The 13,499-nt window shown below is 54.2% G+C and carries 9 protein-coding genes and 2 rRNA genes; 8 read left to right on the top strand and 3 right to left on the bottom strand.

Going from position 1 to position 13,499, the window contains the following annotated elements; genetic code table 11:
- Positions 1-61: 61 nt before the first annotated feature.
- The 5 genes from V1566_RS01820 (at position 62) to V1566_RS01800 (ending at position 6,279) form a co-directional block, all read left to right on the top strand.
- Positions 62-2,967, top strand: a 23S ribosomal RNA gene (locus V1566_RS01820).
- 75 nt (positions 2,968-3,042) lie between these two features.
- Positions 3,043-3,158 (top strand): 5S ribosomal RNA (rrf, locus tag V1566_RS01815).
- A 124-nt stretch (positions 3,159-3,282) separates the two neighbouring features.
- Positions 3,283-4,311 (top strand): UDP-N-acetylmuramate dehydrogenase, encoded by a 1,029-nt coding sequence (gene murB / locus V1566_RS01810; protein ID WP_395304912.1) that lies wholly within the window; start codon positions 3,283-3,285, stop codon positions 4,309-4,311.
- The gene (birA, locus tag V1566_RS01805) at positions 4,308-5,270 is read left to right on the top strand and encodes a bifunctional biotin--[acetyl-CoA-carboxylase] ligase/biotin operon repressor BirA (RefSeq protein ID WP_311391594.1); all 963 of its coding nucleotides are present in this window, start codon (positions 4,308-4,310) and stop codon (positions 5,268-5,270) included. The genes murB and birA overlap by 4 nt, the downstream gene beginning before the upstream one ends.
- A gap of 16 nt (positions 5,271-5,286) precedes the next feature.
- The gene (locus V1566_RS01800; protein ID WP_395304911.1) at positions 5,287-6,279 is read left to right on the top strand and encodes a glycosyl hydrolase family 8; all 993 of its coding nucleotides are present in this window, start codon (positions 5,287-5,289) and stop codon (positions 6,277-6,279) included.
- A 54-nt stretch (positions 6,280-6,333) separates the two neighbouring features.
- Here the strand turns inward: V1566_RS01800 and bcsG are convergent, their stop codons facing one another.
- The 3 genes from bcsG to bcsE are packed head-to-tail and all read right to left on the bottom strand — an operon-like array spanning position 6,334 to position 9,759.
- Positions 6,334-8,013, bottom strand: coding sequence for a cellulose biosynthesis protein BcsG (gene bcsG, locus V1566_RS01795; protein WP_395304910.1), 1,680 nt, complete (start codon positions 8,011-8,013; stop codon positions 6,334-6,336).
- Entirely contained in the window at positions 8,006-8,203 is a 198-nt protein-coding gene (gene bcsF, locus V1566_RS01790) for a cellulose biosynthesis protein BcsF (RefSeq protein WP_395305944.1), read from the bottom strand. Before bcsF ends, bcsG begins: the two co-directional genes overlap by 8 nt.
- Entirely contained in the window at positions 8,197-9,759 is a 1,563-nt protein-coding gene (gene bcsE, locus V1566_RS01785; protein WP_395304909.1) for a cellulose biosynthesis c-di-GMP-binding protein BcsE, read from the bottom strand. The genes bcsF and bcsE overlap by 7 nt, the downstream gene beginning before the upstream one ends.
- 174 nt (positions 9,760-9,933) lie before the next feature.
- On the opposite strand from bcsE, the gene bcsR reads away from it, so the two are divergent.
- The 3 genes from bcsR to bcsA are packed head-to-tail and all read left to right on the top strand — an operon-like array spanning position 9,934 to position 13,498.
- A complete protein-coding gene (gene bcsR / locus V1566_RS01780; RefSeq protein WP_008503237.1) occupies positions 9,934-10,122 on the top strand; it encodes a cellulose biosynthesis protein BcsR in 189 nt (62 codons plus the stop codon).
- Positions 10,123-10,133: 11 nt separating this feature from the next.
- Positions 10,134-10,886, top strand: a complete 753-nt coding sequence (bcsQ, locus tag V1566_RS01775; protein ID WP_395304908.1) for a cellulose biosynthesis protein BcsQ — start codon at positions 10,134-10,136, stop codon at positions 10,884-10,886.
- Positions 10,883-13,498: a UDP-forming cellulose synthase catalytic subunit gene (bcsA, locus tag V1566_RS01770; protein WP_395304907.1), complete on the top strand. Its 2,616-nt coding sequence runs from the start codon at positions 10,883-10,885 to the stop codon at positions 13,496-13,498. The genes bcsQ and bcsA overlap by 4 nt, the downstream gene beginning before the upstream one ends.
- The last annotated feature ends 1 nt before the right edge of the window (position 13,499 follow it).

The raw sequence follows: 13,499 nt of genomic DNA, 5'->3' as shown, positions 1-13,499 counted from the left end.
TCGAGTCTCTCAAATTTTCGCAAGTCGGTGATGAATCGAAAGAAACATCTTCGGGTTGTGAGGTTAAGCGACTAAGCGTACACGGTGGATGCCCTGGCAGTCAGAGGCGATGAAGGACGTGCTAATCTGCGAAAAGCGCCGGCGAGGTGATATGAACCTTTGACCCGGCGATGTCCGAATGGGGAAACCCAGTGTGTTCCGACACACTATCGTTAACTGAATACATAGGTTAACGAGGCGAACCGGGGGAACTGAAACATCTAAGTACCCCGAGGAAAAGAAATCAACCGAGATTCCCCCAGTAGCGGCGAGCGAACGGGGAGCAGCCCAGAGTCTGAATCAGCTTGTGTGTTAGTGGAACGGTCTGGAAAGTCCGGCGATACAGGGTGACAGCCCCGTACACGAAAGCACACAGGTTGTGAACTCGAAGAGTAGGGCGGGACACGTGGTATCCTGTCTGAATATGGGGGGACCATCCTCCAAGGCTAAATACTCCTGACTGACCGATAGTGAACCAGTACCGTGAGGGAAAGGCGAAAAGAACCCCGGCGAGGGGAGTGAAAAAGAACCTGAAACCGTGTACGTACAAGCAGTGGGAGCACCTTCGTGGTGTGACTGCGTACCTTTTGTATAATGGGTCAGCGACTTATATTCTGTAGCAAGGTTAACCGTATAGGGGAGCCGAAGGGAAACCGAGTCTTAACTGGGCGTTAAGTTGCAGGGTATAGACCCGAAACCCGGTGATCTAGCCATGGGCAGGTTGAAGGTTGGGTAACACTAACTGGAGGACCGAACCGACTAATGTTGAAAAATTAGCGGATGACTTGTGGCTGGGGGTGAAAGGCCAATCAAACCGGGAGATAGCTGGTTCTCCCCGAAAGCTATTTAGGTAGCGCCTCGTGAACTCATCTTCGGGGGTAGAGCACTGTTTCGGCTAGGGGGCCATCCCGGCTTACCAACCCGATGCAAACTACGAATACCGAAGAATGTTATCACGGGAGACACACGGCGGGTGCTAACGTCCGTCGTGAAGAGGGAAACAACCCAGACCGCCAGCTAAGGTCCCAAAGTCATGGTTAAGTGGGAAACGATGTGGGAAGGCACAGACAGCCAGGATGTTGGCTTAGAAGCAGCCATCATTTAAAGAAAGCGTAATAGCTCACTGGTCGAGTCGGCCTGCGCGGAAGATGTAACGGGGCTAAACCATGCACCGAAGCTGCGGCAGCGACGCGTATGCGTTGTTGGGTAGGGGAGCGTTCTGTAAGCCGTTGAAGGTGTCCTGTGAGGGGTGCTGGAGGTATCAGAAGTGCGAATGCTGACATAAGTAACGATAATGCGGGTGAAAAGCCCGCACGCCGGAAGACCAAGGGTTCCTGTCCAACGTTAATCGGGGCAGGGTGAGTCGACCCCTAAGGCGAGGCCGAAAGGCGTAGTCGATGGGAAACAGGTTAATATTCCTGTACTTGGTGTTACTGCGAAGGGGGGACGGAGAAGGCTATGTTAGCCGGGCGACGGTTGTCCCGGTTTAAGCATGTAGGCGGAGGTTCCAGGTAAATCCGGTACCTTATTAACGCTGAGGTGTGATGACGAGGCACTACGGTGCTGAAGTAACAAATGCCCTGCTTCCAGGAAAAGCCTCTAAGCATCAGGTAACATCAAATCGTACCCCAAACCGACACAGGTGGTCAGGTAGAGAATACCAAGGCGCTTGAGAGAACTCGGGTGAAGGAACTAGGCAAAATGGTGCCGTAACTTCGGGAGAAGGCACGCTGATATGTAGGTGAAGCCCCTGCGGGTGGAGCTGAAATCAGTCGAAGATACCAGCTGGCTGCAACTGTTTATTAAAAACACAGCACTGTGCAAACACGAAAGTGGACGTATACGGTGTGACGCCTGCCCGGTGCCGGAAGGTTAATTGATGGGGTTAGCGGCAACGCGAAGCTCTTGATCGAAGCCCCGGTAAACGGCGGCCGTAACTATAACGGTCCTAAGGTAGCGAAATTCCTTGTCGGGTAAGTTCCGACCTGCACGAATGGCGTAATGATGGCCAGGCTGTCTCCACCCGAGACTCAGTGAAATTGAACTCGCTGTGAAGATGCAGTGTACCCGCGGCAAGACGGAAAGACCCCGTGAACCTTTACTATAGCTTGACACTGAACACTGGTCCTTGATGTGTAGGATAGGTGGGAGGCTTTGAAGCGTGGACGCCAGTCTGCGTGGAGCCGCCCTTGAAATACCACCCTTTAATGGCTGGTGTTCTAACGTAGACCCGTAATCCGGGTTGCGGACAGTGTCTGGTGGGTAGTTTGACTGGGGCGGTCTCCTCCCAAAGAGTAACGGAGGAGCACGAAGGTTAGCTAATCCTGGTCGGACATCAGGAGGTTAGTGCAATGGCATAAGCTAGCTTGACTGCGAGAGTGACGGCTCGAGCAGGTGCGAAAGCAGGTCATAGTGATCCGGTGGTTCTGAATGGAAGGGCCATCGCTCAACGGATAAAAGGTACTCCGGGGATAACAGGCTGATACCGCCCAAGAGTTCATATCGACGGCGGTGTTTGGCACCTCGATGTCGGCTCATCACATCCTGGGGCTGAAGTAGGTCCCAAGGGTATGGCTGTTCGCCATTTAAAGTGGTACGCGAGCTGGGTTTAGAACGTCGTGAGACAGTTCGGTCCCTATCTGCCGTGGGCGCTGGAGAATTGAGGGGGGCTGCTCCTAGTACGAGAGGACCGGAGTGGACGCATCACTGGTGTTCGGGTTGTCATGCCAATGGCATTGCCCGGTAGCTAAATGCGGAAAAGATAAGTGCTGAAAGCATCTAAGCACGAAACTTGCCCCGAGATGAGTTCTCCCTGACCCTTTAAGGGTCCTGAAGGAACGTTGAAGACTACGACGTTGATAGGTCGGGTGTGTAAGCGCAGCGATGCGTTGAGCTAACCGATACTAATGAACCGTGAGGCTTAACCTTACAACGCCGAAGCTGTTTCGGCGGACGAGAGACAGACAATCAAATTTCAGCTTTGATACAGATTAACAGAATTTGCCTGGCGGCTTTAGCGCGGTGGTCCCACCTGACCCCATGCCGAACTCAGAAGTGAAACGCCGTAGCGCCGATGGTAGTGTGGGGTCTCCCCATGTGAGAGTAGGGAACTGCCAGGCATCAAATAAGTGAAGAGGCCATCCGCAAGGATGGCCTTTTTGCGTTTATACGCTGCACAAACTAATCCCCCAACGCCCTGCTTATACGGTAAACTACCTGCGTTTTTGCATCAGGATAGCGTCTATGAACCACTCCCTTAAGCCCTGGAATACCTTTGGCATTCAACGCAATGCTAATCAAATTGTACGTGCCGATACTGCACCGCAACTGCTGGATGCATGGCAAAACGCGACAGAAAATAACGAACCCGTACTGATTCTGGGCGAAGGTAGTAATGTCCTGTTTCTCGATGACTTTGCGGGAACGGTGATCGTTAACCGCATCATGGGAATTGATGTGGAAGAGCGTGCCGATAGCTGGCACGTGCACGTGGGTGCCGGAGAAAACTGGCATCATCTGGTGCAATTTACCCTCGAAAAAGGGATGCCGGGTCTGGAAAACCTTGCGCTTATTCCAGGCTGCGCCGGATCGTCACCTATTCAAAACATCGGCGCCTACGGCATCGAACTGAAACATGTCTGTGAATATGTCGACTGCATCGAACTGGCGACCGGAACGGCTAAGCGTTTAACGGCAGAACAGTGCCGATTTGGCTATCGTGACAGTATCTTCAAACATGCATATCAGGACCGCTACGTGATTGTCGCCGTGGGTCTGCGCCTGTCGAAGAACTGGCAGCCGGTGCTGACCTACGGGGATTTAACGCGTCTCGATCCGGCGACCGTTACCGCCCGCGACGTTTTTGACTCGGTTTGCCATATGCGGATGACCAAACTTCCCGATCCAAAAGTAAGCGGAAACGCTGGCAGTTTCTTCAAAAACCCGGTTATCAGCAGCGAAATTGCAAAAGTCTTTCTTGAAGGATGGCCAGCAGCACCACATTACCCTCAGGTGGATGGCAGCGTGAAGTTGGCCGCGGGGTGGCTTATCGATCAATGCCAGCTAAAAGGCACTTCAATAGGCGGTGCCGCCGTTCACCAACAGCAGGCCCTGGTACTGATTAATCAACGCGATGCGACCAGCGAAGATGTAGTACAGCTGGCTCATTATGTTCGTCAGCGTGTGGGCGAAAAGTTTAACGTCTGGCTGGAGCCAGAAGTTCGCTTCATTGGCCGCACAGGTGAAGTCAATGCCGTGGAGGCCATCGCGTGAAAGACAATACCATCCCCTTAACCCTGATTAGCATCCTTGCTGACGGTGAGTTTCATTCAGGCGAGCAGCTGGGTGAGCAGCTTGGCATGAGCCGTGCCGCTATTAACAAGCATATTCAGACGCTTCGCGACTGGGGTGTTGATGTGTTCACGGTTCCCGGAAAAGGCTACAGCCTGCCGGAGCCTATTCAATTGCTGAATGAAGAAGCGATCCGCAGCCAGATTGGATACGGCAATGTTGCAGTGCTGCCGGTGATTGATTCGACGAACCAGTATCTTCTGGATCGTCTGCCTGAGCTAAAATCCGGCGATGCCTGCGTTGCTGAATATCAACAGGCCGGTCGTGGCCGTCGCGGCCGCAAATGGTTTTCGCCATTTGGCGCTAACCTCTATCTGTCCATGTACTGGCGACTCGATCAGGGCCCGGCCGCTGCCATTGGCCTGAGTCTGGTCATCGGCATCGTCATGGCGGAAGTGCTGCACGATCTGGGAGCGGATAAAGTCCGTGTTAAATGGCCTAATGACCTCTACCTCAACGACCGTAAACTTGCCGGCATTCTTGTCGAACTGACGGGAAAAACGGGGGATGCGGCGCAAATTGTCATTGGTGCAGGCCTCAATATGGTGATGCGCAATGTACAAAATGATGTCGTGAATCAGGCCTGGACTAACCTCCAGGAGGCGGGGATCGTCATCGATCGTAACACCCTTTCCGTACGTATGATCAAAGAGTTGCGCAGCTCACTCACGCTTTTTGAGCAGGAAGGGCTGGCACCGTTCCTGTCTCGTTGGGAAAAGCTGGATAACTTTATCAACCGCCCGGTGAAATTGCTGATTGGTGATAAAGAGATCTACGGCACTTCCCGCGGTATTGACGCACAGGGCGCGCTGCTCCTGGAGCAGGATGGCGTGATCAAACCCTGGATGGGCGGTGAGATTTCACTGCGAAGTGCCGAATAACCGGATGGAGTGAACGATGCGAAAACCCGTCTGCGTGACGCTGGCCGTCATGATGAGTCTGCTGTTCTCGCCTCTCTCTCATGCGGATCGGGCCTGGGAGAGTTACAAGGCCCGCTTTTTCAAACCGGAAGGCCGCATTGTCGATACCGGCAATGGCGGCGTGTCGCATACGGAAGGCCAGGGTTTTGCCATGCTGATGGCAGTGGCCAACGACGATAAAGCCACGTTCGATAAGCTCTGGCAATGGACAAATCGTGAGCTGAAGAACAAAGAGAACGGTCTGTTTTACTGGCGCTATAACCCCGCAGAGTCCAACCCGGTCGCCGACAAAAACAACGCCGCCGATGGCGATGTGCTGATTGCCTGGGCGCTGCTTAAAGCCGATGCCCGCTGGCATGACAAACGCTACAGCGCCGCATCGGATGCCATTACAAAAGCGCTGGTCGGCCATAGCGTCATCCGCTATGCGGGTTACCGCGTGATGCTGCCCGGCGTCCAGGGATTTAAGCTTGAAGGTGAAGTGGTCCTTAATCCTTCCTATTTCGTGTTTCCGGCCTGGCAGGCCTTCGCCGGACGCAGTCATTTGCCGGTCTGGCGCGATTTGATAAAGGACGGGGAACGCCTGCTGGGGAAAATGGGTTCGGGCAAAGCGAATCTGCCCGCTGACTGGGTTTCACTGACATCTGGCGGCAAGCTGGCCCCGGCTAAAGGCTGGCCGCCGCGAATGAGCTATGACGCGATTCGTATTCCGCTGTACCTTGCCTGGTCTGATAAGCAAAACCCGCTGCTGACGCCGTGGAAGGCCTGGTTCGGTCAGTTCCCCCGGGAACAAACCCCCGCCTGGGTTAACGTCACGACCAACGAATATGCGCCCTACATGATGGAAGGCGGCCTGTTGGCCGTGCGCGATTTAACGATGGGACAGCCTTCCGAAGAACCCGAAATTACCTCTAAAGACGACTACTATTCGGCAAGTCTGAAAATGCTGGTGTGGATTTCAGCGCAATAATAACGCACTGACTATCCCCTCTCCCCGATGGGGAGAGGGTGAGGAGTAAATCAGTTACTGCGGATACGGTACCCAATCCCCGCCGTTCAGGCGAACGTACGGTTTGTTCTGATATTGAATGACGACCGCGTTGGCGTTCTCGGAGACTTCCGCCGTTTGCGGCAGTTTGCTGGTAAGCTCGTCCCAGTTCACGCTATCTTCCACAAACAGCTTCCCGTCAACGGCGCGGGCAACCAGTTCTGAGATCGCCAGATAGCTGGTTGGCTGTGTAATCTCAATCGGTGCGCCCTGATGCGGTGCCTTCATCCCAAAGAATTTGATGCCTGCAGGGACGTTGGTGATGGATGGGCTCGGGATATCACGCAGACCTGACACCTGCATTCTGTCACCTTTCAGCGCACCACCGTGCTCAGGCACCACAACCACCATCACTTTACGGCCTGATTTTTCCAGCTCCGTGAAGAATGCGTCCAGCTCGTCGAAGAATTTCTGCGCACGCACTTTATAATCTGCTGTTTTGCTCACGCCCGGGAAATGGTTACCGTCGTGGAGCGGCAGGGTATTAAAGAACGTCGCACTGCGTGGATTACTGTCTTTTTCGATGGTCTGCAGCCAGCGTTGCAGGACGGCGGTATCGTCATAAACGGGTGAACCGTCGAAGCCCAGCAGAGAGACAGGAAGACCGGTTTGATCCATTAGCGGTGCCTGCATGCCACCCTGTTCGCGCACCTCTTTCAGGAAGTTACCGAACTGGCCGTTATGCCCCAGCATCAGATGCTGCGTAAAGCCCAGTTTTGCGAGGTTATCGAACAGATAACACTGGTTGCCGGCGGGTTGATACAGGTTTTTATGCGATGTCTGACCGCAGCTTGCACGCAGAAGGCGGATCGCCGCCGGGCCGCTGTATGAGGTGGCAGAGTTGAAATCTTTAAACTGAATGTCGAAATGTGACCACAGCGGATGAGACATCAAACCGGCGGCGTCCACGTCGGCCCAGGAGAGAGAGCAGATGTTGATCACCAGCAATTCAAACGGCTGAGCATCCGCTGGCAGCGCATCCGGGAATTTAGTCTGTCGCTTGTCTTCTGCGGTATAGAAACTGGAAAGCCAGGCGTTCAGGTTGGTTGAGGTCGGCGGTGCGGTCTGGGTTGGGATATCACCCACCACAGGCGTATCGCCTGCCGTTGTGACGGTTGCCGCTGCGCTTCCCCCTGTGGTGGTCACCGTGGTGGTCGGTTGACCAGCAGGCCACAGCGAAAAGTTTGGTCCAGCCAGCGTCAGCACGTTAAGCCAGATCATAATCGCGACGACAAACACCGTGACGCGGATCCACTGTGACAGGAACAGCCAGGCAACCAGCAGCACAAATACCGCGCCAATCATCTGCCAGTTAATAAAGCGCTCGGTCAGATCGAGGACATAGCTGGCGCTAAAGCCCGCCACCTGCGACCCCTGGCTCATAATGCTGTCCGGCCCCGGTAGCCAGGTATCATGCCAGAACAGCGCAAAGCCGAGAGGGATGGCAACCCAGTGACGTAAGCGATGCAGCCTGATATTCGGCAGCGGCATCAGCAGGAAGGCCATAAACACGAGGTTGAGAAGGGGATGGAAATTCAGATAGCCTGCCCACAGCAGACCAAACTTCACCAGAAAGTAGAAGTTCCAGCCGGAAAGGCCGCGCCAGTATTGCCAGAGCGGCGAGGGTGACGAAGCGGTATAGGTAGAATTAGTCATGTTTTCGGTCTGCCTTGACGTGTGATGCCCGTGTCAGTGTTCCGGCTGGTTTTACATAGCGAGGTTTTATAAACAGCACTCTGGCCGTATCACGGATACGGCGTATGGAATGGCGCGCATAGTAGCCAAGCGGGAAAAAGATCAGCGCACAGAATATAACCAGTTGAAGGATATCGCTGATATTCATGATGATGCGTTCTCCGCGTTGTCTGTTAATAGGCGAAGGGGCTCCGGAATCCGACGCCAGACGTGTCCATCATGTCTGGCATTGAGGATCGGTTTGGCATCGCTCTTGATAGCGAGCGGTTTAACCCATTGTTCAGGCTGGAGCGCACGCATCTGCACCAGCTCCGCGCCGATCGTATTATCTTCGAACCAAATCATACGGTTCGAGAAAATATCCCCGGTAGGCAGGGGGAAGATGTGGTTAAGCGCCGTATCGAGATCGTTTACCCGGCAGAAGGACAAAAACAGCACCAGTCGATTGTCGCCGATGGTCATGATGTCCCCTGTACGGTTCGGGCGACATAAGGTGAGAGCCTGTTCAACGCGAATACCCGGTACAGGACGCAGGGCGACCATAACCCCTTTTCCGTCAGCAGGAAGAAGCGTGTTGCTCATCATGTTGCCAACTGCGTCGCAGAAGGTATCCCATTTTTGGTATCCACGCAGCTTCATCGGCTGTGTCATGGAGAGCAGCGTGGAAATATCTTCCGGCACATGGCGGCTAAACTGCTGGCCCTGTACGCTTTCGATAAGCGTCAGGCAGCGTGACAAGGGGGCATTCCATGGAATAACCATATTGGCGCCGCAGCCCAGAAGCAGGCGTTCATCGGTGGCGCGCAGGCTGGTATTATTTTCGCGCACGATGATTTTCAACGCACTGCCGCGCTGGCGGCGTAAGGTGTGGATTTGCCTTGCCAGCGTCTCAATCTGGTTATTCTGCATCAGCGAGAAAATAAGGGTGGCCGCCTGGGTTGTGCGGGCTTCATGGAAAAGGGCTTCGTTAGATTCAAACAGTGACCAGTTTTCCGACAGGGCAGGTGCTCCTTCTAAAACCGCGATATGGCTCAGGATGCGTTTTTCATCGCTGCGCGGCTGCACCACGGTTTCTTCCTGCTGCGCCAGGTGCCACTCGCCCTCAATATGTTTCAGCGTAAGTTGTTGCCTGGCGCTCACGCCTTTTTCATTACACCAGAAGGCAATATCGTAGAGATAGCTGCCCGCCTGGTCACGAATGCTTGCCAGACCAAACAGGGAGCGATATTCGCCCATTAAAAGTGAAAACAGCTTGTCATTATTACTACCGGGATTGACTATCAATAGCGTGCAATTTTGAAATTTTGCCCATTTATTGATTTTTTCCAGCCACGGCAGCAGTTTTTCAGCAGGCATATTTTGCAGGACGTTATTTGCACATTTCAGAATCACTAAATAGTGATCCGGATCAATAGAGCACTGAACGTCGCGGGACAAAAAGTATAGACTATCGGTTTCCGATGTCATGGAAAATAATCGCACCGTCTGCGGCCCGCGGCCACTTTCAAGCGTGATAATTTTTCTGGGCTCTTCGCCCATGCTAATGACGGCCACGCGGGAATCCTTATCCTGAGCAGCAATTGTCTGGTTTACCAGACTGATAGCATCTTCATTACGGTCCGTATTAATCCACCAGACTCCTCCGACTGGCATGTGGCTCAATTCGTCCCATAATGACTGGATGCCAATAGAAAATATGGAGTCCACGGTGTCCCTCTTTTCGTCTAATTTATCTGTATCTCAGTTTACTAGCGAAAGCGTAGAAATAAACCTAACATTGAAATTAAAGAACATCAGATTTAGCATGTAAATGAAATTTCATAGGGCAGGACGCCTCGCTACTTCTGATCTGGCGATTCTACGCAAAGGGATGGAAAAAGAATGGATAATAACGAACCTGGTACCCCAGTCGATTCGACCCTGGGTTACACATTCCAAAACGATTTTCTGGCGCTGACGCAGGCCTTTTCTTTACCTGAAATAGATTACACCGATATTTCCCAGCGGGAACAGTTGGCCGCGGCTATTAAACGCTGGCCGTTATTAGCTGAATTCGCCCATCAACAATAAGGGAGCCATTGATGGCCATACTCGGATTACAGGGTGTCCGTGGCGGTGTGGGTACCACATCAGTGACCGCGGCGCTGGCGTGGTCATTACAGCTTTTAGGTGAATCGGTGCTGGTTATTGACGCCTGCGCCGATAATTTGCTGCGTATGTCGTTTAACGTCGACTTTACTCGTGAAGAGGGCTGGGCCCGCGCGCTGCTTGATGATAAAGACTGGCAGGATGCAGGGATGCGCTATACCTCCCAGCTCGATCTGCTGCCGTTTGGTCAACTGACCACCACGGAGCGCGAGAATGAAGCGGCGTATCAGCGCCTGTTTTCGCAGTTTACGCTGGCGCTGCAGACCCTGAAAGAAAAGGGGCACTACAAGTGGATCCTGCTGGATCTGCCGCACGGCGCCGGCACGCTGACCCGACAGCTTATCGCCCAGTGCGATCATGTGTTCTCGATCGTCAACGTCGATGCGAACTGCCATATCCGCCTGCATCAGCAGGGGCTACCTCAAAATGGCCATATCCTGATTAACGATTTGCGCATTGGCAGCCAGATCCAGGACGATCTGTATCAGGTCTGGCTGCAAAGCCAGCGCCGTCTGCTTCCCATTGTCATCCATCGTGATGAGGGGATGGCGGAATGCCTTGCGTCTAAGCAACCGCTCGGCGAATACCGCAGCGATTCACTGGCGGCAGAAGAGATCCTGACGCTGGCTAACTGGTGTCTGCTGAACTTCGCTAACAGGGCGGAGCATGCAGGGAGTTCTGTATGAGTCGTCTCGCCAGCTGGTTACTCATCCCACCGGTCAGTTCGCGTTTGAGCGAACGCTACCGGCATTTCCGCCGACACGGTGCTTCGGCATTTAGCGCCGCGCTCGGCTGTTTCTGGATGATTCTGGCCTGGATGTTTATTCCACTCGAACACCCGCGCTGGCAGCGCATACGTGCCCGGCACAGTGAGCTTTATCCGCACATTAATCCCGACCGGCCACGTCCTTTGGATCCGGCCCGTTATCTTATTCAGGCCATCTGGCTGGTGGCCACCTCATCCCGCTCAGAGAAAATAACGCCGCACTGGCGCAGTTTCTCCCGCGTGCAGCAGTTACGTGAACGCTACCACCAGTGGCTGGATAAACTGCCCAACAGCGTAAGCGATAAGACCAGCCATCTGGATAACCATAAAGAGCTCGGGCATCTCCACCCGGGCTTGCGGCGTTTTATCCTCGGCGTAATCGTCGTGTTCTCGCTCATTCTGGCGCTGGTCTGTATTACGCAACCTTTCAACCCTCTGGCGCAGTTCACCTTCCTGATCCTGCTTTGGGGCGTGGCGTTACTGGTCCGCCGTATTCCGGGCCGCTTCTCGGCGCTGATGCTGATTGTGTTGTCGTTAACCGTCTCCTGTCGCTACATCTGGTGGCGTTATACCTCAACCCTGAACTGGGACGACCCGGTCAGCCTGGTGTGCGGCCTGGTGCTGCTGTTCGCAGAAACCTACGCCTGGGTTGTGCTGGTGCTGGGCTATTTCCAGGTGATTTGGCCGCTCAACCGCCAGCCGGTTCCGCTGCCTAAAGACACCGCGCAGTGGCCGACCGTCGATCTCTTCGTACCGACCTACAACGAAGATCTGAGCGTGGTGAAAAACACCATTTATGCCGCGCTGGGCATCGACTGGCCAAAGGATAAGCTTAAAGTCTGGGTCCTGGATGATGGCAACCGTCCGGCGTTTCGCCAGTTCGCAGAAGAGGTCGGTGTCGAGTACATCGCCCGTCCGACTCACGAACATGCTAAAGCCGGGAACATCAACAACGCGCTGAAGTATGCCACTGGAGAGTTTGTCTCGATCTTTGACTGTGACCACGTGCCGACGCGCTCGTTCCTGCAGATGACCATGGGCTGGTTCCTGAAGGAGAAAGAGCTGGCGATGATGCAGACGCCGCACCACTTCTTCTCGCCGGATCCGTTTGAACGTAACCTTGGCCGTTTCCGTAAAACCCCGAACGAAGGCACGCTGTTCTATGGCCTGGTGCAGGACGGGAACGACATGTGGGATGCCACCTTCTTCTGCGGCTCCTGTGCGGTTATCCGCCGTAAACCGCTGGATGAAATTGGTGGTATCGCCGTCGAAACGGTGACTGAAGATGCGCATACCTCTCTGCGCCTGCACCGTCGTGGCTATACCTCCGCCTATATGCGTATTCCGCAGGCTGCCGGTCTGGCAACGGAGTCACTGTCGGCGCACATTGGTCAGCGTATTCGCTGGGCGCGCGGGATGGTGCAGATTTTCCGTCTCGATAACCCACTGATAGGGAAAGGGCTCAAGCTGGCGCAGCGTCTTTGCTACGTCAACGCCATGTTCCACTTCTTATCCGGTATCCCGCGGCTGATCTTCCTGACCGCGCCGCTGGCGTTCCTGCTCCTTCACGCCTATATCATTTACGCCCCGGCGCTGATGATTGCGTTGTTCGTTCTGCCGCACATGATCCACGCGAGCCTGACGAACTCGAAGATACAGGGTAAATACCGCCATTCCTTCTGGAGTGAAATCTACGAAACGGTGCTGGCCTGGTACATCGCGCCGCCGACGATGGTGGCGCTGATTAACCCGCATAAAGGCAAATTCAACGTCACCGCGAAGGGCGGCCTGGTGGAAGAAGAGTACGTCGACTGGGTGATCTCCCGTCCGTATATCTTCCTGGTACTGCTGAATATTGTCGGCGTCATCGCTGGTATCTGGCGTTACTTCTACGGCCCGGAAAACGAAATCCTGACCGTCTTCGTCAGTATGGCCTGGGTCTTCTACAACCTGATTATCCTCGGCGGCGCGGTAGCGGTGTCGGTGGAGAGCAAACAGGTTCGTCGTGCGCATCGCGTTGAAATCTGCATGCCTGCGGCGATCGCCCGTGAAGATGGCCACCTCTTCTCCTGTACCGTGCACGACTTCTCTGACGGTGGTCTGGGGATCAAAATCAACGGTCAGGCTAAGGTGCTGGAAGGGCAAAAAGTTAACCTGCTGCTTAAGCGCGGTCAGCAGGAGTATGTCTTCCCGACGCAGGTGGTTCGCGTGGCGGGCAATGAAGTCGGTCTGCAACTGATGCCGTTGACCAAAAAGCAGCATATCGATTTTGTGCAATGTACGTTTGCCCGCGCGGATACGTGGGCTCTCTGGCAGGACAGCTTCCCGGAAGATAAACCTCTGGAAAGCCTGCTGGATATTCTGAAGCTGGGGTTCCGTGGCTATCGTCACCTTGCAGAATTTGCCCCGTCGTCGGTGAAATTAATTTTCCGGTCACTTACTTCGCTGGTTTCCTGGGTCGTGTCGTTCATTCCTCGTCGTCCTGAGCGGGATGAGGCGAAGCAGGCGGACCCGGTTATGGCTCAACAATGAT

It is taken from the genome of Enterobacter sp. ECC-019, assembly GCF_043974075.1.
GTDB lineage: Bacteria > Pseudomonadota > Gammaproteobacteria > Enterobacterales > Enterobacteriaceae > Enterobacter > Enterobacter asburiae_D.
This window is presented reverse-complemented; position numbering and strand designations above follow the sequence as displayed.

Bases quoted from the DNA above. Each gene is read 5' to 3' on its own strand.
- bcsR (WP_008503237.1), top strand. From the start codon at position 9,934: ATGGATAATAACGAACCTGGTACCCCAGTCGATTCGACCCTGGGTTAC.
- bcsQ (WP_395304908.1), top strand. From the start codon at position 10,134: ATGGCCATACTCGGATTACAGGGTGTCCGTGGCGGTGTGGGTACCACA.
- murB (WP_395304912.1), top strand. From the start codon at position 3,283: ATGAACCACTCCCTTAAGCCCTGGAATACCTTTGGCATTCAACGCAAT.
- bcsG (WP_395304910.1), bottom strand. From the start codon at position 8,013: ATGACTAATTCTACCTATACCGCTTCGTCACCCTCGCCGCTCTGGCAA.
- bcsA (WP_395304907.1), top strand. From the start codon at position 10,883: ATGAGTCGTCTCGCCAGCTGGTTACTCATCCCACCGGTCAGTTCGCGT.
- V1566_RS01800 (WP_395304911.1), top strand. From the start codon at position 5,287: ATGCGAAAACCCGTCTGCGTGACGCTGGCCGTCATGATGAGTCTGCTG.